This window comes from Streptomyces sp. CA-210063 (genome assembly GCF_024612015.1).
Classification (GTDB): domain Bacteria; phylum Actinomycetota; class Actinomycetes; order Streptomycetales; family Streptomycetaceae; genus Streptomyces.
The window spans coordinates 3,757,723-3,780,235 of sequence record NZ_CP102512.1 but is presented as its reverse complement, the minus strand read 5'-3'; the positions used below and the strand labels follow the sequence as shown (position 1 = coordinate 3,780,235).

The 22,513-nt window shown below is 71.0% G+C and carries 19 protein-coding genes; 13 read left to right on the top strand and 6 right to left on the bottom strand.

The window, feature by feature from the left end; all coding sequences use genetic code 11:
* Window positions 1-40 precede the first annotated feature (40 nt).
* Both JIX56_RS16160 and afsQ1 read right to left on the bottom strand, forming a co-directional pair.
* Entirely contained in the window at window positions 41-1,582 is a 1,542-nt protein-coding gene (locus JIX56_RS16160; protein WP_306819856.1) for a sensor histidine kinase, read from the bottom strand.
* A 47-nt stretch (window positions 1,583-1,629) separates the two neighbouring features.
* Window positions 1,630-2,307, bottom strand: coding sequence for a two-component system response regulator AfsQ1 (afsQ1, locus tag JIX56_RS16155; RefSeq protein ID WP_013001223.1), 678 nt, complete (start codon window positions 2,305-2,307; stop codon window positions 1,630-1,632).
* Between the two features lie 309 nt (window positions 2,308-2,616).
* Here afsQ1 and JIX56_RS16150 point away from each other — a divergent pair, with 309 nt between their 5' ends.
* Entirely contained in the window at window positions 2,617-3,384 is a 768-nt protein-coding gene (locus JIX56_RS16150; RefSeq protein WP_257541340.1) for a SigE family RNA polymerase sigma factor, read from the top strand.
* A 200-nt stretch (window positions 3,385-3,584) separates the two neighbouring features.
* Here the strand turns inward: JIX56_RS16150 and JIX56_RS16145 are convergent, their stop codons facing one another.
* The gene (locus tag JIX56_RS16145; protein ID WP_257541338.1) at window positions 3,585-4,214 is read right to left on the bottom strand and encodes a uridine kinase family protein; all 630 of its coding nucleotides are present in this window, start codon (window positions 4,212-4,214) and stop codon (window positions 3,585-3,587) included.
* Between the two features lie 140 nt (window positions 4,215-4,354).
* Here JIX56_RS16145 and JIX56_RS16140 point away from each other — a divergent pair, with 140 nt between their 5' ends.
* Window positions 4,355-4,762 (top strand): hypothetical protein, encoded by a 408-nt coding sequence (locus tag JIX56_RS16140; RefSeq protein WP_257541336.1) that lies wholly within the window; start codon window positions 4,355-4,357, stop codon window positions 4,760-4,762.
* 87 nt (window positions 4,763-4,849) lie between these two features.
* Here JIX56_RS16140 and JIX56_RS16135 read toward each other — a convergent pair whose 3' ends face one another.
* The 3 genes from JIX56_RS16135 to deoC are packed head-to-tail and all read right to left on the bottom strand — an operon-like array spanning window position 4,850 to window position 8,117.
* Entirely contained in the window at window positions 4,850-5,737 is an 888-nt protein-coding gene (locus JIX56_RS16135) for an aldehyde dehydrogenase family protein (RefSeq protein WP_257541334.1), read from the bottom strand.
* Window positions 5,730-7,160 (bottom strand): aldehyde dehydrogenase family protein, encoded by a 1,431-nt coding sequence (locus JIX56_RS16130; RefSeq protein WP_257541332.1) that lies wholly within the window; start codon window positions 7,158-7,160, stop codon window positions 5,730-5,732. Before JIX56_RS16130 ends, JIX56_RS16135 begins: the two co-directional genes overlap by 8 nt.
* Before the next feature lie 3 nt (window positions 7,161-7,163).
* A complete protein-coding gene (deoC, locus tag JIX56_RS16125; RefSeq protein ID WP_257550905.1) occupies window positions 7,164-8,117 on the bottom strand; it encodes a deoxyribose-phosphate aldolase in 954 nt (317 codons plus the stop codon).
* Between the two features lie 195 nt (window positions 8,118-8,312).
* On the opposite strand from deoC, the gene JIX56_RS16120 reads away from it, so the two are divergent.
* From JIX56_RS16120 to JIX56_RS16070, 11 genes are all read left to right on the top strand, one after another.
* Window positions 8,313-8,990 carry a PH domain-containing protein gene (locus tag JIX56_RS16120; RefSeq protein ID WP_257541330.1) on the top strand — a complete coding sequence of 226 codons (678 nt, stop codon included), beginning with the start codon at window positions 8,313-8,315 and terminating at the stop codon, window positions 8,988-8,990.
* A 371-nt stretch (window positions 8,991-9,361) separates the two neighbouring features.
* Window positions 9,362-9,709, top strand: coding sequence for a hypothetical protein (locus JIX56_RS16115; RefSeq protein ID WP_257541328.1), 348 nt, complete (start codon window positions 9,362-9,364; stop codon window positions 9,707-9,709).
* Window positions 9,710-9,803: 94 nt separating this feature from the next.
* A complete protein-coding gene (gene pstC, locus JIX56_RS16110; RefSeq protein ID WP_257541326.1) occupies window positions 9,804-10,910 on the top strand; it encodes a phosphate ABC transporter permease subunit PstC in 1,107 nt (368 codons plus the stop codon).
* Window positions 10,911-11,022: 112 nt separating this feature from the next.
* Entirely contained in the window at window positions 11,023-12,330 is a 1,308-nt protein-coding gene (pstA, locus tag JIX56_RS16105) for a phosphate ABC transporter permease PstA (RefSeq protein WP_257541324.1), read from the top strand.
* Window positions 12,327-14,030, top strand: coding sequence for a phosphate ABC transporter substrate-binding protein PstS (gene pstS, locus JIX56_RS16100; protein WP_257541322.1), 1,704 nt, complete (start codon window positions 12,327-12,329; stop codon window positions 14,028-14,030). The genes pstA and pstS overlap by 4 nt, the downstream gene beginning before the upstream one ends.
* The gene (locus JIX56_RS16095; RefSeq protein ID WP_257541320.1) at window positions 14,027-16,567 is read left to right on the top strand and encodes a hypothetical protein; all 2,541 of its coding nucleotides are present in this window, start codon (window positions 14,027-14,029) and stop codon (window positions 16,565-16,567) included. Before pstS ends, JIX56_RS16095 begins: the two co-directional genes overlap by 4 nt.
* A 208-nt stretch (window positions 16,568-16,775) precedes the next feature.
* Complete coding sequence (locus JIX56_RS16090; RefSeq protein ID WP_257541318.1) at window positions 16,776-17,771, top strand: substrate-binding domain-containing protein; 996 nt, start codon at window positions 16,776-16,778, stop codon at window positions 17,769-17,771.
* A 100-nt stretch (window positions 17,772-17,871) separates the two neighbouring features.
* Window positions 17,872-19,599 carry a hypothetical protein gene (locus JIX56_RS16085; protein WP_257541316.1) on the top strand — a complete coding sequence of 576 codons (1,728 nt, stop codon included), beginning with the start codon at window positions 17,872-17,874 and terminating at the stop codon, window positions 19,597-19,599.
* 84 nt (window positions 19,600-19,683) lie between these two features.
* The gene (locus tag JIX56_RS16080; protein ID WP_257541314.1) at window positions 19,684-20,652 is read left to right on the top strand and encodes a sortase; all 969 of its coding nucleotides are present in this window, start codon (window positions 19,684-19,686) and stop codon (window positions 20,650-20,652) included.
* A gap of 58 nt (window positions 20,653-20,710) precedes the next feature.
* Complete coding sequence (gene pstB, locus JIX56_RS16075) at window positions 20,711-21,604, top strand: phosphate ABC transporter ATP-binding protein PstB (RefSeq protein WP_257541312.1); 894 nt, start codon at window positions 20,711-20,713, stop codon at window positions 21,602-21,604.
* A 35-nt stretch (window positions 21,605-21,639) separates the two neighbouring features.
* Window positions 21,640-22,344 carry a hypothetical protein gene (locus tag JIX56_RS16070; RefSeq protein WP_257541310.1) on the top strand — a complete coding sequence of 235 codons (705 nt, stop codon included), beginning with the start codon at window positions 21,640-21,642 and terminating at the stop codon, window positions 22,342-22,344.
* Window positions 22,345-22,513: the final 169 nt, after the last annotated feature.

Sequence of the window (22,513 nt, the reverse complement as noted above, 5' to 3'; positions counted from 1 at the left end):
CCCTGTCTTCCCGCGTCTCGCCCTCGCGCGTCTCGTATCGTCACTGCCCGTCCCCTTCGATGCCCGCCGGGCCGTCGTCGCCCTGGTCGTCGTCCCGTTCCTCCGCGATCAGTGAGGCGGCGTCACGGGGCAGACGGAGGGTGAAGACCGCGCCGCCCTTCGGGGAGTTGGCGGCGGTGATCTCGCCGCCGTGGATGTGGGCGTTCTCCAGGGCGATGGACAGGCCGAGGCCGCTGCCCTCGGAGCGCGGGCGGGAGGCGCTCGCCTTGTAGAAGCGGTCGAAGACGTGTGGGAGGACGTCCTCGGGGATGCCGGGGCCGTGGTCCCGCACCTCGATCAGCAGGTCGTTGCTCTCCTCCCGCACCGAGACACGCACCGGCGAACCGCCGTGCTTGAGCGCGTTGCCGATCAGGTTCGCCATGATCACGTCCAGGCGGCGCGGGTCGAGGTTGGCCATCATGCCGCGCTCGGCTTCCAGCTCCACCGCGTCCAGCCAGGCGCGGGCGTCGATGCAGGCGGTGATCTGGTCGGCTATGTCCACGTCGTCGAGGACGAGGCGGGCCGTGCCCGCGTCGAAGCGGGTGACCTCCATCAGGTTCTCGACCAGGTCGTTGAGGCGCCGGGTCTCGCTGACGACGAGCCGTACGGCCGGTTCGATCATGGGATCGAGGCTGCCCGTGTCGGCGTCCAGCTCCTCCTCCAGCACCTCCGTGACAGCGGTGATCGCCGTCAGCGGCGTACGGAGTTCATGGGACATGTCGGCGACGAAGCGGCGGGACGCCTCCTCGCGGGCGCTCATGTCGTCGACCCTCTTCTCCAGGGACTCCGCCGCGAGGTTGAACGTCCGGGAGAGATCGGCCAGTTCGTCCGTGCCGGAGACCCGCAGCCGGGTGTCGAGCTTGCCCTCGCCGAGGCGCCGGGCGGCGACACCGAGGCGCTGCACCGGCTTCAGCACGGTCGTCGCGGCGGCCTGCGCGAGCAGGGCCGAGCCGATGAGCGACAGACCCGTCGCGATACCGAGCGACCAGGCCAGCGAGTTGAGGTCCTTCGCCTCCTCCGCGAGGGACTTGCGGATGTAGCCGGTCGGCCCGCCGCCGATCATCTTGGCGCCGCCCACCAGATACGGGGTGTCGCCGTCGATGACCCGCTGCCAGTACACGTGGTACGCGTGCCGGTTGCCCGAGGTGAGCTTCTGCCGCTTGTTCACGGCCTTCTGCAGGGAAGCGGGCACGTCCTCCAGCGAGAAGCCGTCCAGCGCGTTGTCGGTCGAGGCACCGGACACCGCCTCGCCGTCGGCGCCCTCGGCGACGAGCAGCACGCTGGAACGCTCGCCGCCCTCCGCCATCTTCCGCGCGGCTATGCGCAGTTGATCCTGCGTCGGGTTCGGGCGCAGCGTGCTCACATGGCTCTGCATCTCCCGCTCGAAGTCGTTGAGCGCCGCGTCCTGCGCGCGCGTCTGCACGGCCTCGCGGTTGAGCCAGTACGCGATACCGGACGCCGACACGGCCGCGGTGAGCGCCACCAGGCCGAAGACGACCACCAGACGCAGCCGCAGGCTGGTGAAACGGATCCGGGACTGCACTTTCCTGCGAGCCGCGGACCAGCCGCGGTTCCCCCCTCGAGCGTTGGTCACTGAGGAGTGTCCAGCCGGTAGCCGACACCACGCACCGTACGGATCAGGGTCGGCGACGACGGTACGTCCTCGACCTTGGCGCGCAGCCGCTGCACACACGCGTCCACCAGGCGGGAGTCGCCCAGGTAGTCGTGCTCCCACACCAGACGCAGCAACTGCTGCCGGGACAGGGCCTGTCCGGGGCGGCGGCTCAGCTCCAGGAGCAGCCGCAGCTCGGTGGGCGTCAGCTGGAGGTCCTCGCCGTTCTTCGTCACGGTCATCGCCGCGCGGTCGATCACCAGGCTGCCGAAGGTCGCCGCGTCGTTGGCCTCACGCTCACCGCGCCGCAGCACGGCGCGGATACGGGCGTCCAGGACGCGCCCCTGCACGGGCTTGACCACGTAGTCGTCCGCACCGGACTCCAGGCCCACCACGACGTCGATGTCGTCGCTGCGCGCGGTGAGCAGGATGATCGGCAGCTGGTCGGTGCGCCGGATGCGCCGGCACACCTCGAAGCCGTCGATGCCAGGCAGCATCACGTCCAAAACGATCAGATCCGGCCGCTGTTCGCGCAGCAGCTTGAGACCATCCTCGCCGGTGGCGGCGGTGGCGACACGGTGCCCCTGGCGCGTCAGTGAGAGCTCCAGGGCCGTGCGGATGGCGTCGTCGTCCTCGATCAGCAACAGGGAAGGCACGGGCTCATTCTGGCCCATGGCATGGCGCCGAATCGACTGTTGGGGGCCTCCCACCCATCTCTCCCACAAGATCGTGCCGTTCGCGTAGCCGTACGACTCTTCTCTGTGATCAACCTGTGCCCGGACTGGGCCGGACCCCTGTGACAGGTCTGTGACAGTCGGCGGACACGGCCATGAAGGTGGGCGGGCAATCTTTTCGGCACAGGCAAGGAAACACCGCCCGACAGCACGAAGGGGCGGAGCCGGAGAAGCACGGACGAGCACCACGGCACAGCACCACAACCGGAACTCCACGACGGGGGGCGCGAGATGAACACGCTGCACAGCACCAGCACTAGCGCAGTTGTCACGCGGCTCCACGACGTCATCCGGAACACGGAGAAGTCCGGTGCCGTGAGCGGGCGGGGGTGCGCTCGCGGCACCGGGCGTCAGCACACCACGTACATGTCGGTGGTTGACGCGCATGTGGGGGGAAGCAACACGGGGGTCACGGGGGTCACCCACGGGGGAACGGGGACCGCGTACGGGGAGGGCACGGGGGAACGCCGGTCTGTGTCGGAGGCGGAGTTCACCGCCTACGTCCAGGAGCGTCGTGCCTCCCTGTACGCAACCGCCTACCACCTGACCGGAGACCGCTTCGAGGCCGAGGACCTGCTGCAGAGCGCGCTGTTCTCGACCTACCGGGCGTGGGACCGGATCAGTGACAAGGCCGCGGTCGGGGGCTACCTCCGCCGCACCATGACCAACCTGCACATCAGCGCGTGGCGTCGCCGCAAGCTGAACGAGTACCCGACCGAGGAACTGCCGGAGACCGCCGGTGACACGGACGCGATGCGCGGCACCGAACTGCGCGCCGTCCTGTGGCAGGCGCTCGCCCGGCTCCCCGAACTCCAGCGCACGATGCTGGTCCTCCGTTACTACGAGGGCCGCACCGACCCGGAGATCGCGGACATCCTCGACATCAGTGTCGGCACGGTGAAGTCCAGCATCTGGCGGTCGCTCCGCCGGCTGCGCGAGGACGAGGTCCTCAGCTTCGGCCGTGACGAGGAGGAGTCCTTCGGGGAGCTTGTCGCCTGAAGGTCTGTGGGGGGAGCAGGTAAGCGGGGGGAGCACGGGGGAAACGGGGAGATCGCGGTGGCGCGGGGGAGCGCCGCCGTGACAACCGGGGGGAACACGGGGGAAACCGGCGGGGGTCACGGGGGATCACGTCGGGGGAACACGGGGGAAGCGGGACTGGAGGGCCGGGGGGTCCGTCCAGTCCCGCTCTACGTGTGTGTTCAGGCCGTCGCCTTCGCGCAGTGGCCCGCGGCCGCCGCCGCGAGACGCCCCAGCGCCTCGTCCCTGTCGCAGGGGTGGGCGCCCAACTCCGTCTGGCGGGCCACGATCGAGCGCTCCAGACGCATCAGCCGCCAGCCGCGCCGCAGCAGGAACGGCACCGACTTGCGGCCCTCCTTCAAGTCACGCAGGAAGCGGCGGCGGAAGGTCTTCACCGGCCCGCGCGTCAGGCACAGGGCGTCCGCGAGGACACCGAGTTCACGGCAGCGGCCGACGATCTCGGCGGCGAAGATGCCTTCGGCGATGAACACCGGGGTCCGCTCGATACGCAGGGCCTCCGCGCCGGTGCGCGCGCTGAGCGAGATGTCGTACGTCGGGACCGTCGTACGGCCCGTGCGGCACAGTTCCTCGATCGCCGCGACGGCGACGTCCGCGTCCCACGACAGCGGGTGGTCCCAGTCGATGTCCGCACTGCCCTCCACCTGCGGCAGCGTCGGGTCGTCGCCCTCCTTGTAGAAGTCGTCGAGCCGCAGCACGGGCAGGCCGGAGCGGGCGGCGAGGAGGGACTTGCCTGAGCCGGACGGACCGGACAGCAGGACGACCCGGGTCGGTATCGGGGGATGCGAACTCACGAGAGTCCAGTGTGAGGCATCACGCGGCTCTCGCCGAGTCGGCGGGTCGCCCTTGGAGCGCACATCACACCTCAACTACCGTACGTATCTCCATGATTACTTTCCGCAGTGGAAACGCACAGGAGAAGGTGGCACCGCTGATGGCTCGACTTTCGGCTCCCCAGGACTCCACCGCCCGGCGCGCGTTGCTGGCCGTCACGACCGTGGGGGTCGCGCTCGGCGCGGGCGCCGGTACGGCTGCGGCGTCGGACGGGGCCGCCCCGCTCGTCGACGTGGTGCGCACCCGGCCCGCCTCGCTCGGCAAGATCGACCCGCAGGCGGGCCTCCAGGCGCTGACCGCCACCGTCGGCTACGTCACCGGCCCGGTCGCCGGCCTCAAGCCCAACCCGCTCGCGGGCACGGGCGTCGACCCCCTCGACAACGGGGTGGGGACGCAGCTGGCCGACTTCAGGCCGCTGACGTCGACGGCGCTGACGCGACCGGTGGCGCAGGCGCCGTCGGTCGGGAGCATTCCGGTGGTGGGTCAGGTGGTGGGGGGCTTGCGCTGAGCGCCCCGTAAGGGGGCGGGGAACTGCGCGACCAGCCGCGGACGGTCTGCACCGTCCCGGCGGCCCGCAGTTCCACGACGCTCTGGTTCAGTACGCCGACCCGGACGCCCCCAGCGACCCCGTCGGGTGCCACACCGTCTTCATCTCGAGGAACGCCGTCATACGGTCGGTGCCGGGCGTGGCCGTCCAGTCGTCCACAGGCTGTGGACGCAGGACGCGCTTGAGGTTGTCGGCCGCGGCGATCTCCAGTTCCTTCGCCAGGACGTCGTCCGCGCCGGCCAGGTCGATCGCGTTGACGTCCTGGTGGGCGGCGAGGGGGGCCGCGATCTCCGCCGTACGGCCGGAGAGGATGTTGACGACACCGCCGGGGACATCGGAGGTGGCCAGGACCTCGCCCAGCGACAGTGCGGGGAGCGGGGACTTCTCGCTCGCCACCACGACCGCCGTGTTGCCCGTGGCGATCACCGGGGCGAGGACCGAGACCAGGCCCAGGAAGGACGACTCCTGGGGGGCCAGGACCGCTACCACGCCCGTCGGTTCGGGGGAGGAGAGGTTGAAGTACGGGCCCGCGACCGGGTTTCCGCCGCCGACCACCTGGGCGATCTTGTCGGTCCAGCCCGCGTACCAGACCCAGCGGTCGATCGTCGCCTCCACCTGGGCAGCGGCCTTCGACTTCGACAGGCCCTCGGCGTCGGCGACCTCGTGGACGAACTGCCCCTTGCGGCCCTCCAGCATCTCCGCGACGCGGTAGAGGACCTGGCCGCGGTTGTACGCCGTCGCGCCGGACCAGCCGCCGAACGCCTTGCGGGCGGCGACGACCGCGTCACGGGCGTCCTTGCGGGAGGAGAGCGGGGCGTTCGCCAGCCACTTGCCCTTTGAGTCCGTCACCTCGTACACCCGGCCGCTCTCGGAACGCGGGAACTTCCCGCCGACGTACAGCTTGTAGGTCTTGAAAACAGACAGGCGGTCAGACATCGAGGTACGCCTCCAGGCCGTGGCGGCCGCCCTCGCGGCCGAAGCCCGACTCCTTGTAGCCGCCGAACGGCGAGGTCGGGTCGAACTTGTTGAACGTGTTGGACCAGACGACGCCGGCGCGGAGCTTGTTCGCGACGGCCAGGATCCGGGAGCCCTTCTCGGTCCAGATGCCCGCCGAGAGGCCGTACTGGGTGTTGTTGGCCTTGGCGACGGCCTCGTCCGGGGTGCGGAAGGTGAGGACGGAGAGGACCGGGCCGAAGATCTCGTCCCTCGCGATGGTGTGCGCCTGGGTGACGTTCGTGAAGAGCGTCGGGGCGAACCAGTAGCCGGAGGACGGGAGTTCGCAGGCGGGGGACCAGCGTTCGGCGCCCTCCGACTCGCCGCGCTCGACGAGCGAGGTGATGCGGGTGAGCTGCTCCTCGGAGTTGATCGCGCCGATGTCCGTGTTCTTGTCCAGCGGGTCGCCGAGGCGGAGGGTGGACAGGCGGCGCTTCAGGGAGGCGAGGAGTTCGTCCTGGATCGACTCCTGGACCAGGAGGCGGCTGCCGGCGCAGCAGACCTGGCCCTGGTTGAAGAAGATGCCGTTCACGATGCCCTCGACGGCCTGGTCGATCGGGGCGTCGTCGAAGACGATGTTCGCGCCCTTGCCGCCGAGTTCGAGGGTGAGCTTCTTGCGGGTGCCCGCGACCGTCTTCGCGATCTCCTTGCCGACGGCCGTGGAGCCGGTGAAGGCGACCTTGTTGATGTCGGGGTGTGCGACGAGGGCGGCGCCGGTCCGGCCGTCGCCGGTCACGATGTTGACGACGCCCTTGGGGAGGCCGGCCTGGCGGCAGATGTCCGCGAAGAACAACGCCGAGAGGGGAGTGGTCTCCGCGGGCTTCAGGACGACCGTGTTGCCCGTGGCGAGCGCGGGGGCGATCTTCCACGCCAGCATCAAGAGCGGGAAGTTCCAGGGGACGACCTGGCCGGCGACGCCGAGAGGCTTGGGATCGGCGCCGAATCCGGCGTGGGCGAGCTTGTCGGCCCAGCCGGCGTAGTAGAAGAAGTGCGCGGCGACCAGGGGTAGGTCGACGTCCCGCGTCTCCTTGATGGGCTTGCCGTTGTCCAGCGTCTCCAGGACGGCAAGCTCGCGGCTGCGCTCCTGGATGATGCGGGCAATGCGGAAGAGGTACTTGGCGCGCTCGGAGCCGGGCAGCGCCGACCACTTCTCGAAGGCCTTCCGGGCGGCCCTGACCGCCCGGTCGACATCCTCCGCGTTGCCCTGGGCGTACTCGGAGAGCACTTCCTCGGTGGCCGGACTGACCGTCTTGTTGAGATCCCCACCCGAGCTTTCGACGAACTCTCCGTCGATGAAGAGGCCGTACGACGGGGCGATGTCGACGATCGCGCGCGACTCGGGCGCGGGAGCGTACTCGAATGCCATGGGTCAGTCCACCGTAACGTAGTCGGGGCCGGAGTAGCGGCCGGTGGCCAGCTTCTGGCGCTGCATCAGCAGGTCGTTGAGGAGCGAGGACGCGCCGAAGCGGAACCAGTGGTTGTCCAGCCAGTCCTCGCCGACGGTCTCGTTGACCAGGACGAGGAACTTGATCGCGTCCTTGGTGGTGCGGATGCCGCCGGCGGGCTTCACGCCGACCTGGACGCCGGTCTGGGCACGGAAGTCCCGTACGGCTTCCAGCATGAGGAGGGTGTTGGCGGGGGTGGCGTTCACCGCGACCTTGCCGGTGGACGTCTTGATGAAGTCGGCGCCGGCGAGCATGCCGAGCCAGCTGGCGCGGCGGATGTTGTCGTAGGTCGACAGTTCGCCCGTTTCGAAGATGACCTTCAGGCGTGCCGTGGTCCCGCAGGCTTCCTTCACGGCGACGATCTCGTCGTGCACCTTCAGGTAGTCGCCCGCGAGGAACGCGCCCCGGTCGATGACCATGTCGATCTCGTCGGCGCCGGCGGTGACGGCCTCGCGGACGTCGGCCAGCTTGACGGTGAGGGGGGCGCGGCCGGCCGGGAAGGCGGTGGCGACGGAGGCGACCTTGACCGTGGAGCCGGCGACGGCGGCCTTCGCGGCGGGCACCATGTCGGGATAGACACAGACCGCGGCCGTGGCGGGGGTCGTCCGGTCGGTCGGGTCGGGGAGGACCGCCTTGGCGCCGAGGGACCGGACCTTGCCCGGGGTGTCCGCGCCTTCCAGGGTCGTCAGATCGACCATGGAGATGGCCAGGTCGATGGCGTACGCCTTGGCGGTCGTCTTGATGGAGCGGGTGCCGAGGGAGGCGGCGCGCGCCTCCAGGCCGACCGGGTCGACGCCGGGCAGGCCGTGCAGGAAGCGGCGCAGCGTGCTGTCGGACGCGGTGACGTCGGCGAGAGCGTGGGGTGCAGCTGTGGACATGGTCACCAGACGAGCATATCTACGCGCGTAGCAGGTGTACAGCCCTCGGTATGAATGTGGGGCGCCCATGAGCTCGGGGAGTGCGGTGATCGGGCGGGTGCGGGTGGTGTGTGGCTGCTCGCACAGTTCCCCGCGCCCCTTCGGGGCGCGACCTCGGCTGCGAACAGGTGCCGGGTGTCGGGCAGAATCGGACGTATGAGCAACCCGGATCGATCGTCGTCCGAGTCGGAGCGCGCGTCCGCGCCCGCGGCCCCGGCGCCTGCCAAGCCCGTGTACAAGGACCGGGTGTACCGGTCGCCCGCCGGGGTGGTGGGTGGCGTGTTGTTGCTGGGGCTGTTCGGGTGGCTCGGTGGGGACGCGGTGGTGTCGGGGGACGGGCTTACGCCTTGGCTGGCGTTGGCCTCGCTGTTGGTGGCGGTGCCGGTTGTCGTCGCCTTTTCCGTGCGGCCGGCTGTGTTCGCCAATGATGATCGGTTGCGGGTGCGGAATCCGTTTCGGGTGATCGAGCTGCCGTGGGCGAGTGTCGTGTCGCTGCGGTCGGGTTACAGCAATGAGGTCATCGACTCGGGCGGCGTCAAGTACCAGCTCTGGGCGATTCCCGTTTCGCTGCGGGCTCGGAAGAAGGCGGCTCGGCATCAGGCCCGGGAGGCTCAGCGGGCGGCCAAGGGGGACGGCGGCGGCCGTACGTCCGTGGACGCGCGGCCCGTGCGGGCGGAGACCGATCAGGTCATGGTCGATCTGCGGGAGCTGTGCGAGGCGCGGGCCAAGGCGGCCGGGTCGCAGGGGGAGCCGAGTGTGCGGTGGGCCTGGGAGATCGTGGGGCCGGCGGTGGCCGGGGCCGTGCTGCTGGTGATCCTTGTCGCGGTGGGGTGACCGGTCCGGGGGCCTTTGGGTGGGGCGCGGCCTGGACGTGGATGTTTGTCGCGCTCTCCGGCGGCCCGTGCGGCTGAACTGTCGGTCAGTACGCCGGTGCGGGCCGCCCTCGGTCGGGTAGTGCGTCTTCTTGTCCTAGGGGTGTCCAAGGGACCACTTCGGCGTGAAGGGTGACCTGGCGTGATCGGTTTGTCCGGGGACGGTCATCGCTGCCTCAGTAGATTGAGGGCGCCGTACTGGGCCGCCCGCGGGGTCTGCGCCTGTGGCCCGCTCCCGGAGGGACGGGCCTGCGGCTCTGTCGTCGGGGCGTGGGGGTGGGGCGTGACATGGCACAGTCAGGAGGAGCGGCGAGACCAGCCGTTACCGTGGGTATGCGCTGTCAGATCGACATCGACGCCCGGGGGAGATTCGGATGGCGGCTCGTGGCGTCGAACGGGCGCTCCGTGGCCGTATCGCCGGCGGTGCATGAGTCGCATGCGCGGTGTCGTGCCGCGTTCATGCGGGTCTGCGGGCTGCACGCGACGTTGGGGGGTGGCATCCAGCACACGGCTGAGGGCAGTGGCTGGGTGTGGTTCGTGTGGGACGGCGGTGGGCGGTCCGTGGCGACGTCCGCGCGGACGTATGAGCGGCATGCGACCTGCCGGGCTTCGTACGAGCGGTTCCGCGCGCTGCTCGCCACGCTCGATCCCGGGGACCCCGAGTTGTGGGGTGAGTCCTGATGGCTACTGACGGGTAGTCGAAGTTGTCCCCGGGCAACCCCTCGTTCACCTCTTGTGATGGACATGTCAATGATGTGACCTGAGCGTCGAGGGTGTGTGGTTCACGAAAAGACGGCCGCGGCTTCCCGGACAGGGACAGCCGCCGCTCGTCGAGCAGAGACAGCCGCGACTCGCCGTCGCCGGGGAGCCCGGGTCCGGCACCGGGCTCCCGCCGGCCGTGGCCGCCGACTTCCCCCGGCGGCTGCACGCCGACTCCGGCCTGCCGGACCGGATCTTCCGGGGGGTGCTGCGCGGCGGCGGCGGTGCGGTCCTCGCCATCATGCTGCTGGTCGGCGGCTTCCTGCTGTACCGGGCGGGGCTGGCGATCGACCGGGTCGGCTGGTCCTTCCTGACCGACGCCGCATGGGCGCCCAACACGGGACAGGTCGGCATCGCGGGCGTCCTGGTCGGCACCGTCCTGATCGCGTGCGTCGCGGTCTGTGTGGCCGTGCCGCTCGCGACGGGCGCCGCCCTGTACATCTCCGAGTACGCCCCGCCCCGGCTGCGCCGGACGCTGATCAGCGTCGTCGACCTGATGGCCGCGGTGCCGTCCGTCGTCTACGGCCTGTGGGGCGTGTTCTTCCTCCAGGACAAGATCCTGCCGACCGCCCGCTGGATCTCCACCTACCTCGGCTGGATCCCGGTGCTCGACGTCCAGGGCGCCGACCCGAACGACCCGCTCGCACCCGAGAGCATCTACACCTCCTCCACCTTCATCGCCGGACTGGTCGTCGGCATGATGATCTCGCCGATCATCTGCTCGATCATGCGCGAGGTCTTCTCCCAGGCCCCGGCCGGTGAACGGGAGGGCGCGTACGCGCTCGGCGCGACCCGCTGGGGCATGATCCGCAGCGTGGTGCTGCCCTTCGGCAGGGGCGGCATGATCGGCGGCACGATGCTCGGTCTCGGCCGCGCCCTCGGCGAGACCATCGCCGTCTTCATGATCATCTCGATGACCTTCGAGATCCAGTGGCACGTCCTGCAGTCCGGCGCCAGCTCGGTCTCCTCCCTGATCGCCCTGAACTACGGCGAGGCCAGTGAGTTCGGCATGTCCGCGCTGATGGCCGCGGGCTTCGTGCTGTTCACGATGACCCTGATCGTCAACTTCGCCGCCTCCTCCATCGTGGCCCGTTCCCGCTCCGGCGCGACGAGTGACGCGTGAGGCTCCCCATCCCGATCCGGCCTCCGTCCCCGATCCCGCCTCCTTCCCCGATCCCGCTCCTGTCCCCGCTTCCGACGCCCGGCCGTCCGTACCGACCGACGAAAGAGCGATCATGACCGTTGCCCCCGAAGCGCCCGGCGCGCGAAAGACGCGTGCGGCGCGTCCGCGTACGACGCTGCCGGGACCGCCGCGCGGCGCGGAACCCGGCGGCGAGCGCCGCCGCACGCTCACCTCGCTGCGCGGCACCGATGTGTACGCCACCGTCGGCTCGGCCGCGTCCGCGCTCGCGCTGACCTGGCTGCTCTTCTCCTGGCTGCTGCCGTTCAACGGCGTCGTCGGCTTCGTCGCGATGGCGTACGGCCTCTTCCTCCTGGTGTACGCGCTGGTCGTGTCCTTCGACGAGGACGGGCCCGCCATCGTCGACCGGATCGCGGCGGCCGTGGTGCGCTCGATGGGCTTCCTGCTGGTGGCGATCCTCGTCTTCGTCGTGGCGTACGCGCTCGTCGAGGGCCGCGAGGCGTTGGTCCATCTGAACTTCTTCACCGAGGACATGCGGTTCGCGGGGCCACTGGAGCCGCTCAGCGTGGGCGGTGCCCTGCACGCGGCCGTCGGCACCCTGATCATGATCACCATCGCGCTGGTGATCACCGTGCCGGTCGGTCTGGTCTGCGCGGTGTTCCTCAACGAGGTGCCGGGCCCCTTCGCGCGCTTCGTGCGCACCATCGTCGAGGCGATGACCGCGCTGCCCTCGATCGTCGCCGGGCTGTTCATCTACGCGACCGTGATCATCGGCCTGGGGATGGAACTCTCCGGCTTCGCCGCCGGGCTGGCGCTCTCGGTGATGATGCTGCCGATCACCATCCGCGCCGCCGACGTCGTCATCCGCCTGGTGCCCGGCACCCTGCGCGAAGCCGCGTACGCCATGGGCACCTCGCGCTGGCGCACGGTCTGGCACGTGGTGCTGCCCACCTGCCGCTCGGGCCTGACCACCTCGGTGATCCTCGGCACCGCCCGCGGTATCGGCGAGACCTCCCCGGTCCTGCTGACCACGATCACCACGCAGGAGCTCAACCTCAATCCGCTGAACGGCGGCATGGTCTCCCTGCCGCTCGCGACCTTCAACTTCGTCAAGTCGCCCGAGCCCCACATGATCTCCCGCGGCTTCGGCACGGCCGCCCTGCTCATGGCGCTCGTCCTGCTGCTCTTCGTGGTCGCCCGCGTCATCGGCGGCCGAGGCCCGGGGCAGCTGACCCGCCGCCAGGAGCACCGGCGTGTGGTCGCCTCCCGGCGCGACGCCCGCCGGTTCGCCGAGCGCTCGGCGAAGGCGGCACCGGCCACCGCTCCGGCCGCGCCCTTCGAGCCCTCGGAGTCCGCCACTCCGCCCGCCACCTCCCGTACAGGACACAGGAGTTCGCCGTGAAACCCGCCACTCGCTTCCGTCTGGCGGCCACCGTGCTGTCACTGCTCTGCGCGCTTGTCGCCGCCCAGACGTCACCCGCCCACGCGGCCTCCTACGCGAAGATCACCGGCTCCGGCTCGACGTGGAGCGCCAACGCCGTCACCCAGTGGGTCCGCAACGTCAAGGCCAACTTCGACATGACGGTCAACTTCACGGACAACGGCTCCTCGCAGGGCCGCGAGCAGTTCAAGAACAACGTCGTCGACTTCGCGGTCTCCGAGATCCCCTACGGCCTCAAGGAACAGGGCGTCACGGACGCGCCGCCCCAGCGCGGCTACGCCTATATGCCGATCGTGGCCGGCGGCACGTCCTTCATGTACAACCTCAAGATCAACGGCAAGAAGGTCACCAACCTCCGGCTCTCCGGTGACGTCATCGCCAAGATCTTCACCGGGCGGATCACCCGCTGGAACGACGCCGCCATCCGGGCCGACAACCCGGGCCTGACCATGCCGGCCCGCCAGATCGTCCCGGTCGTACGGTCCGACGGGTCGGGTACGAGCGCCCAGTTCACCATGTGGATGGCCAAGGAGCAGGCGGCCCTCTGGAACGACTACTGCAAGCGCACGGGGCGCGGCGCGGGCTGCGGCATGACCTCCAACTACCCGCTGCTGAGCGGCTCCGGGATGGTCTCCAAGGCCGGCTCCCTCGGCGTGTCCGGCCATGTGCGCCAGCCGTCGGGCGAGGGCGCCATCACCTACGTCGAGTACTCCTACGCCGAGAAGACCGGCTTCCCCGTGGCCAAGGTGCTCAACCGGAACAACTACTACGTCGAGCCGACGGCGTCGAGCGTGGCGGTCGCGCTGACCAGGGCCGAGATCAACCGGAACAAGAAGTCGGTCAACTATCTGACGCAGATCCTCGACAACGTCTACCGCAACAACGACCCCCGCACCTACCCGCTGTCCAGCTACAGCTACATGATCCTGCCGACCAAGGCGGAGGCCAACTTCACCGAGGCCAAGGGCAACTCCCTCGGCACGTTCGGCCGGTACTTCCTGTGCGACGGTCAGCAGCACGCGGAGCGGCTCGGCTACTCGCCGCTGCCCAAGAACCTCGTCGAGGCGGGCTTCGAGCAGCTCCGCAAGGTGCCGGGCGCGCCCAAGGCGTCGATCAACATCAACAACTGCCGCAACCCCACCTTCTCGTCGGACGGCACCAACACGCTGGCCAAGAACGCCCCGTACCCCAAGGCCTGCGACAAGAAGGGCACCACGCAGTGCAGTGACGGCACGGCCGGTGCCTCGGAGGAGAAGACCCCGGTGAAGCCGGGCGCGAACGGCGGCGACGGGAACTCCGGCGGCTCCGGCTCAGGGGGCGGCGCCGCCACGGGCGGGTCGGGCGCCACGGGCGGTACCGGCGGCACCGACACGGACGGCGACGGTCAGGCCGACACCGCCACCGGCGGATCGACGGCCGCCGGGACGACGGGCGGCACCGTCGACCCCGACACCGGTGAGGTGATCAGCGCCGGCGACACGGGCACCGGCGACACCTCGGTGGCCGCGAACCCGGTCAGCCTCGCCTCGGGCGACGCCTTCGGCATGCGCGGCGCCCTGATGTCGCTGTCGGCCGTGCTCCTCGTCGCGGTGGTCATCGGGCCACCGCTCACCGCGCGGGTCCTCGCGGCACGCACCCGCCGTAAGGGAGAGATGTCATGAGACGGCCGAAGGCACGCATACCTGTGGCGGGGGCGTCCCTGGGCCGGCGGCGGGTGTCCGCGGGCGTGGGAGCCCTGCTCGCCGCCCTCGTCGTGGCCCTGTTGCCGCTGTCGCAGGGCGCCGACGCGGCACGCGCGGCCGCCGCCGACTCGGCGGTGACGGGCTCGGCGGTGACGGGCTCGGCGGTGACCAAGAAGGGGACGAAGGGCGTCCACGACGACTTCTCCGCACTGGAGGTCACCGTCCATCAGACGAAGGGCCTGACCGGGCAGGCGGTACGGGTGACCTGGAAGGGCGGTACGCCGCGCACCGGCACCGAGGGGCGCAACTTCCTGTCGCTCATGCAGTGCTGGGGGGACGACGCCGCCGGGCCGGACCGGACGCAGTGCGAGTACGGGTTCACCCCGGGCGCGCAGGCGGGAGGCAACCGCACGGTGGCCGTGAAGCCCGCAGGCAGCGCCGACCCGCTGGAGGAGGAGACCGGGACCCCGACCGATCGGAACGGCACCCACTATGTGCCGTTCCGGCCGGTGGCGGGGCAGGGCGACGCCACCACGAGCCCGAGCGACGCGACGTACTTCACCGCCGGCGACACCAACGGCATCCCGTTCCTGCCCCATGACGGAAACGGTGGCGGCGATGTGGCCTTCGAGGTCAAGTCGTCCCTGGAACAGCCCGCTCTGGGCTGCGGCGCCCGCCTCACCCCGTCGGGCGCGGTACAGCCGTGCTGGCTGGTGGTCGTGCCGCGCGGCGCCCATGAACCCAACGGGTCCGGTGGCAACAGCGGAAACCTCACCTCGTCCTCGCTGAGCCGGTCGAACTGGGAGCAGCGGATCGCCTTCCGGCTCGACTTCCAGCCGGTCGAGGACGGCTGCGACGCGGACAAGCCGGAGCGGGAGATCGTCGGCTCCGAACTCGCCACCGACGCGGTCACGTCCTGGCAGAGCGAGCTGTGCAGGACCGGCACCCACCGGTTCACCTTCAGCCAGAACAGCGAGCAGGCGGCCCGGGAGGCGGCGACCTCCCCCGCGGACTCGTCGTCGGGACTCGGCCTCACCCTGGAACCCGCCCAGGCCCCCGAGGGCTCGCCGCCGGTGGTGCACGCCCCGGTGGCGGTGAGCGGCCTGACGATCGGCTTCGTCTGGATGTACCCGAAGCCGACGGGGCAGGGCGCCGAGCGGGCCGACGTGCCCGTGAGGGAACTCAGGCTCAACCAGCGCCTGCTGGCCAAGGTGCTCACCCAGTCCTACGCCGACTCCCTGGTGCCGACCCGGGAGAGCGTTCCCGACCGCATCGCCGGTAACCCGCGGGCCATCGGCCAGGACCCCGAGTTCCAGAAACTCAATCCGGGCCTGGACGGCCTGGACGCGGAATCGAACTCGCCCATCGGCCTCGCCGTCTCCTCGGCCAATTCCGACGCGACCCGGCTGGTGTGGAAATATATTCTGGCGAACCGTGACGCCCGGGAATTCATCCAGGGGAAAACCGACCCCTGGGGAATGAAGGTCAACCCGGAATACAAGAAGGAGGGGGTCATCTCCGACTCCCTGGACTACTACCCCAAGGCCGACCTCACGCCCACCGAACTGGCCTGCACCGAGACGGTGGAGCTGTCCCGCACCGGGCAGGACATGGTGCCGTACGCCAACGACATGCACGCCGCCGCGGTGAACATCCGCCGCGGTGACATCGGCAGCGCCTTCATGTGCGTCCAGGGCGACAACAACATCTGGAAGCTGGGCGGCGGGTCCCGCCCGACCGTCACCCAGCAGCGGCAGTACGGCATCGTCGACGCCCCCTCGGCCGTGCGCTACCAGCTCAAGGCCGCCGCCCTGGCCGACGCCGACGGCGACTTCGTCGAGCCGACCAACGCCTCCCTGCTCGAGGCGGTCGCGCAGATGCCCGACTCGCCGGTCGCCGGCGTGAAGGCGCCGGACCCCGGAAGGGCGAAGGACGGCGCCTACCCGCTGACCACGGTGGTGTACGCGGCCGCCTCGGTGGAGCTGGCCGACGACGCCCGCAAGGACTACGCGCGGGCGATCCGCTACGCGGCCGGCGCGGGCCAGACCCAGGGCACCGACAAGGGGCAGCTGCCCCACGGGTACGCCCCCCTGCCCACGGCGATGCGCGAGCAGGCGGTGCGGGCCGCCGACCAGCTGGAGAAGGGCGCGCCGGAGTCCACCGGCCCGACCTCCCCGCAGGACACGCCGGGCAGCGGCGGCACGTCGGGCGGCGGCGACGCCGGGGCGACGGCCGGCGGGACGGGCGGGGACACGTCCGGCGCCGCGGCCGGCGGTTCGACCGATCCGGCGGCCGACCCGGACGCCTCGGACACCAGCCGGCCCTCCGCCGCCCCGTCGGACCTGACCAAGCAGAACATCGCCTCGTCGGGCGGGCTCACCCCCTCGGACGTGCTCGGGCTCGTCCGCTGGGTCCTGCTGGGCGTCCTGATCGCGGGCGGTGTGGCCGGGCTCGCCGGACCGGTGATGCTGCGGCTGTCCGCGCGCGGGGCGACGCCGGGCGGTCCCCCCGAATGACCTGAAAGGCCGGTGTACGGCCTTTTCCCCGGGGCTCCGGATCTCTTCGGCCGGTACCCCGGGGAAAAGGCGTAGCCGTCACTGAATTCCGTAGGTACCGCCTAGGAAATCTGCTCTTAACTAAATGGGTGGACGGGGTTGGTGGTCGATGTGTGTCGGTGTGCGGAATTGTTTTTGCCGGTATCCGTTACCACGGAGGAGAAATACAGTGAACGTCATTTCCCGTGCACGTCTCGGCGCCGTCCTCGGTGCCGCTGTTCTCGGCGTCGGCGTCTTCGCCGCCCCGGCCCTCGCGGACCCGCCGGCCGGTGACTACCGGGTGCTCGCCGGAGCCGGTTCGGACACCACCCAGGACGTCCTGAACGGCATCGGTGACGCCGTGGACGGCGGCCGGACGATCGCCTCGTACAACGCGACGCCGACCGGCACCGTCAAGACGCGTGAGGTCAACTGCGAGATCGCGCGCCCCAACGGCTCGTCGGCGGGTGTCACCGCGCTGAACACCGCCGTCGACACCAACTCGGGCTGCCTGGACTTCGCCCGCTCCTCGCGCGGTCCGGCGGACACCAGCACCAGCCAGGACCTGACCTTCATCCCGTTCGCCAAGGACGCGGTCTCCGTCGCCGTCCGCGACGACAGCGCCCTCAACAACGACCTGGACCTGACCACGGCCCAGCTCGCGGCGATCTTCCGCTGCGACGCCGGCGCCCGGGTGCTCAACGGCGTGACCCTCACCCCGCTGCTGCCCCAGCTCAACTCCGGCACCCGGACCTTCTTCCTCGGCAGGATCGGCGTGACGGAGGCCCAGGTCGGCTCCTGCGTCGCCACCATGCAGGAGCACAACGGCCTGGCCCTGGACACCGCGGGCGACATCGCGCCCTACTCCATCGCCCAGTACATCTCCCAGGTCACCAATGTCGTCGAGGACCGCCACGGCGCCACCGCCCTCGGCAGGATCGACGGCAGCGAGCCCTTCACCGCGGAGGGCACGCTCAACACCGGCTTCGTCTACAACCGCGATGTCTACAACGTCGTCCCGACCGCCAAGCTGACCGACCCGGTCATCGACGCCGTGTTCACCGGCACCGACTCCAAGGTCTGCACCGCGGTCTCCGCCGGCCAGAGCGTGATCGAGAAGTACGGCTTCGGCCGCATCGACCACTGCGGCGACACCACCGACCCGGCCCTCAAGGGCGAGCGCTGACCAGCGCCCGCCACCCGTCGCACAACGGCCGGGCACCCCACGGGTGCCCGGCCCGGCGGCGTATCCCATCCCGACCGAAACCCCGCGGGGGGAACACGACATGAACCGTCGACCGGCACACCTCAGATCACCCGTGGCGCTGTTGACCAGCTGCGCGGTGCTGTTCGCGGCGCTGGCCACCGTCCTGGCGTTCTCCGGCCAGGCGCAGGCGATCGACTACCAGCGGCTCGGCTCCTTCAGCCTGCGGCCGGCCACCGGGAAGATCGCGGCCGACGTCATCGCGGCCTCGGCCACCACGGACGCCCCGTGCCCGGCCGGCACCTCGACCAACGCCAACCTGACCGCGGTGAAGGTCCTCCAGCCGGGCAACCCGGGCACCGACCTCAACGCCTACAGCAAGCCGCTCGCCAAGGGCGTCAAGGAGACCCGCGACCTCACCACCGGGCCCATCGACCTGCCGCTCATCTCGACGGCCAACCCGCCCCTCGTCAAGGCGACCTCGCTGCAGACGGCGCTGCGCGCGTGGATCCCCACGGGCTCCCTGGACGGCGACTACACGCTGGTGCTGCACTGCTCCTTCACGGGCAGCAAAGCGGTCTTCATCAGGAAGGTCCGCGTGACCGGCGAGGACTGGACCCAGATCGACCAGGTGCCCGCGACCCTCGCCCTCACCACGGCCCCCGAGCGCCCGGCCGTCAACGAGGACTTCAAGCTCAGCGCGGCGGTGACCCCCGCGGGGGCGGCCGGCACGGTGGAGTTCAAGCAGGGCGGCACCTCGCTCGGCACGGCCCCGGTGACCGGCGGCAAGGCGGAACTCTCCCTCAAGGCGCCCGCGGTCGGCGGCGTCACCCACTACACCGCCGACTTCACCCCCACCGACCCCGACGCCCACAGCGCCGCGCAGGCCGGCAAGCCGGTGAGCGTCCAGTACGTCGTCACCGTCAAGGACACGGACGGCAAGACCCTCGGGACCAAGCCGACCCTCCTGATCGGCCAGAAGGTGAACATCACGGTCCAGGGACTCACCCCGGCCGCCAAGGCGGCCGTCTCGCTCACCAACAGCACCGAGAAGTTCACCGACGCGACCGTCAACGCGAGCGGTGCCGTGGACGGTTACGTGTTCACCGTGCCCGACAAGCTGCCCAACGGTGAACAGACCCTCTCGCTCAAGGAGGACGGCGACGCCACCAAGGTGGCCTCCTTCACCTTCACGAGCAGCGACGAGGTCCCCGACCCCGAGGCCGACCTCGAAGTGACCGACGAGAACGGCACCGCCCTGGAGGACAACCCCGACCTCGCCCCCGGCCAGAAGGTGAAGATCACCGCCCGCGGCTACACCAAGGACGCCAAGGTGAAGGTCACGCTCGCCGACAACGAGGCCACCTTCAAGGACGCCACCGCGAACGCCGAAGGCACCGTCGAGAAGTACGGGTTCACCGTCCCCGAGGACATCGAGGACGGCGACCACACCCTGACGCTCGCCGAGGACAGGACCGACGGCAAGAGCGTCGCGTTCGCGTTCACGACCGGTGACGACGGGGACCAGAGCCCCGCCCCCGACCCGTCCGCCACCGAGGGCACCGACAGCGGCGGCACCGACAGCGGCGGCACGGACTCGGGCGGCGGCACCGGCGGCGGTGACACCGGCGGCAGCGGCAGCACGGGCGGCAGCGGTGGCGGTGGCGGCTCCATGGCGTCCACCGGCGCCCAGGCCGGCGCCATCGGCCTGACCGCCCTCGCCCTCGTCAGCGCGGGCGCCGCCCTCGTGATCCACATGCGCCGCAAGGGCCTGCTGGTCTTCGGCGACGACAGCCCACAGCACCCCTGACCGGCCGGGCTCCGGGGGCGCCCGCCGACGCGCCCCCGGCCCCCGCCCGCCGTACCACCCACCCCGCTTCGAGGAGCGCACCCCGTGACCGTGCTCGCGCCACCCACGGCCGATCCGCCCACCCCACCGGCCAACGCACAGCTCACCGCACCGCCCCCCGCCGCCCCGCCGCCCCCGAAGCGGTCCGGGACGCCGAGACCCCCCGCCCGCCCCGGGCTCGCACTCGCCGGGGCGGCCCTGTGCGTCCTGGCCGCGGTCCTCCTCGGGTTCGCCGCCAACCTCACCGTCGTCGGCCATCTGCAACACGCCCGCGACCAGCAGACCGCGTACGACGAACTGCGCCGCCAACTCGCCCTCGGCACCGCCCCCGTGGGCCAGCGCGACTTCGAGGGCAAGCTGTTGCGGACCGGCGCGCCCGTGGCGCTGCTCCGTATCCCCGCCCTCGATCTCAGGGAGGTCGTAGCCGAGGGCACGACCTCCCAGGTGCTGATGTCGGGACCCGGCCACCGCCGCGACACCCCGCTGCCCGGCCAGGCCGGCACCGTCGTCATCATGGGCCGCCAGTGGGCGTACGGCAGCCCCTTCAACCATCTGCACGACCTGCCGAACGGCACCCGGTTCGAGCTGACGACAGCTCAGGGCAAGTCCGTCTACGAGGTCACCGGCATCCGGCGGGCCGGCGACGAACTCCCCGCCCCGCCCGGCCGGGGACAGGGCCGGCTCACGCTGATCACCGCCACCGGCGGCCCGTACACACCGAGCGGTGTGCTGCGTGTCGACGCCAGGCTGATCACCCCCGCGCAGCCCCACCCGCCGCGCGATCTGCGCTCCGGCTGGATCGCCGCGTCCGAACAGGCACTGGCCGGCGACGCCGGCGCCTGGCTCGCCGTCTTCCTGTGGACCCAGGGCCTGCTCGTCGTCGCACTGGTCACGGTCGTCGCGTACCGCGTCTGGGGCCGCTGGCAGACCTGGATCTGCGCGGGCCCCCTCCTCGCGGCCCTGGGCCTCGCGGACTCCCGCGCCATCACGGCACTCCTGCCGAACCTGCTGTGAAGCGGCGCGTCGCCGAATCGCCCGACCATCCGACCCCGTACGGGAGCTGACCCCACCCATGTCCACCGACAGCAGCGCCACCACCGCCACCACCCCCGGCTCCGCCCCGGGCCCCACGGCCGACGACCTCACGGACACCCTTGTCCAGCCGCGCGTCGCCGCCGTTTCCGGGCGGGGGCCCGCGACCCTGCGCGCCGACTCCGTGTCCGCGTGGTTCGGCGACCACAAGGTCCTCGACCGGGTCTCCCTCACCATGCCCGCGCGTGAGGTCACCGCGCTCATCGGCCCCTCCGGCTGCGGCAAGTCGACCTTCCTGCGCATCCTCAACCGCATGCACGAGCTGATCGCCTCGGCCTCGCTCGCCGGGCACGTCCTCCTGGACGAGGCGGACATCTACGACCGAGGCCGCCGCATCACCCACGCCCGCCGCCAGATCGGCATGGTCTTCCAGAAGCCCAACCCGTTCCCCGCCATGTCCATCTACGACAACGTCCTCGCCGGGCTGAAGCTCAACGCCATCAAGTCCTCCCGCGACGGCAAGGACGACCTGGTGGAGGAGTGCCTGACCAAGGCCGGACTGTGGAAGGAGGTCAAGGACCGCCTCCGCCAGCCCGGCGGCGCGCTCTCCGGCGGCCAGCAGCAACGCCTGTGCATCGCCCGGTCGCTCGCCGTCCGGCCCCGGGTGCTGCTGATGGACGAACCGTGCTCGGCCCTCGACCCGACGTCCACGCGCCGTATCGAGGAGACGATCGCGGAACTCAAGGACGAGGTCACGATCGTCATCGTCACCCACAACATGCAGCAGGCCGCCCGCGTCTCCGACAACTGCGCCTTCTTCCTCGCCTCGCACGGCACCCCCGGCGTGATCGTCGAACACGGAGACACGGACGCGATGTTCAACGCCCCGCGAGACGAGCGGACGTCGGACTACGTGAACGGCCGGTTCGGGTGACGGGCCGGGGGCGAGCGGCCGCCAGGAGCCTCGCCGTGCTCGCTGCGGCCGCCCTCGCCGTCTCCTGCGCCCCGGACGGCGGCCAGGTGTCCCGTGGGGCGTCCGGCGGCCACGCGGTGCCGAGCGCCGCGAAGCCGTCCGGTGCCGCCGCGCCCCAGGCCGCCTCCCCCGACGGTGTCCCACGCCCGGAGCCCACTCGCCCGTCCGGCTCCGCCTCCCCGCGGCCCGGCCGGACCACCGCGCCCCCCGCCCCCGGAACCCCGGCAGCCGCCGCCACCGGCATCAAGGGGCCCGACCTCTCCCGTAAGCCCAGCCGGACCCCCTCCGCCCGGCGTCGGGCGCCCTCGTCCTCCGGTCCTTCCCCGGTGGCCGGGCGGGCCGTGCTGCGGATCGGGGCCTGGTCCTCGTATGTCGTGCGCGGTGGGCAGGACGAGGTCGACGCGTGCCGGGACGCCGTGCAGTGGGCCGGGCCCGAGATCGGGCGCGAGGACGGCTACGAGATGCTGACCCTGGTGATCGTCGGCCATGACCACTGCCGCGGCTTCGACCGGTTCGCCGGCCTGCCCGTCGGCAGCCGTGTCACGCTGACGACCGTCCGGGGCACCTGGACGTACGAGGTCTACGCCCACCACATCACCCCCGGCCGGGGCGTGCCCGCCGCCGGCCTCTACTGGGGCGATCTCACTCTGCAGTCGTGCGTGGGGCCGGACACGGGTTTCAGCTACCTCGTGCGCGTCTGACGAACCCGCGCCCGGCCCCGGCGGTGTCCCGACAGTGAAGGGGGCGACAGGACACCTGATGCCGGGCGCTTCTGGGGGGAATGGCTCCGGACATCTGTTCTATGGTGGCGTGAAACGTGCCGGACGAGACGTCCGGGAAGCATGCGACAGCCCAACACCCCATGAACCG

Excerpts from the sequence above, each read along its gene's own strand:
- JIX56_RS16150 (WP_257541340.1), top strand. The coding sequence starts at position 2,617 with ATGAACACGCTGCACAGCACCAGCACTAGCGCAGTTGTCACGCGGCTC.
- JIX56_RS16140 (WP_257541336.1), top strand. The coding sequence starts at position 4,355 with ATGGCTCGACTTTCGGCTCCCCAGGACTCCACCGCCCGGCGCGCGTTG.
- JIX56_RS16135 (WP_257541334.1), bottom strand. The coding sequence starts at position 5,737 with ATGTCTGACCGCCTGTCTGTTTTCAAGACCTACAAGCTGTACGTCGGC.
- JIX56_RS16130 (WP_257541332.1), bottom strand. The coding sequence starts at position 7,160 with ATGGCATTCGAGTACGCTCCCGCGCCCGAGTCGCGCGCGATCGTCGAC.
- deoC (WP_257550905.1), bottom strand. The coding sequence starts at position 8,117 with ATGTCCACAGCTGCACCCCACGCTCTCGCCGACGTCACCGCGTCCGAC.
- JIX56_RS16120 (WP_257541330.1), top strand. The coding sequence starts at position 8,313 with ATGAGCAACCCGGATCGATCGTCGTCCGAGTCGGAGCGCGCGTCCGCG.
- JIX56_RS16115 (WP_257541328.1), top strand. The coding sequence starts at position 9,362 with ATGCGCTGTCAGATCGACATCGACGCCCGGGGGAGATTCGGATGGCGG.
- pstA (WP_257541324.1), top strand. The coding sequence starts at position 11,023 with ATGACCGTTGCCCCCGAAGCGCCCGGCGCGCGAAAGACGCGTGCGGCG.
- JIX56_RS16095 (WP_257541320.1), top strand. The coding sequence starts at position 14,027 with ATGAGACGGCCGAAGGCACGCATACCTGTGGCGGGGGCGTCCCTGGGC.
- JIX56_RS16085 (WP_257541316.1), top strand. The coding sequence starts at position 17,872 with ATGAACCGTCGACCGGCACACCTCAGATCACCCGTGGCGCTGTTGACC.
- pstB (WP_257541312.1), top strand. The coding sequence starts at position 20,711 with ATGTCCACCGACAGCAGCGCCACCACCGCCACCACCCCCGGCTCCGCC.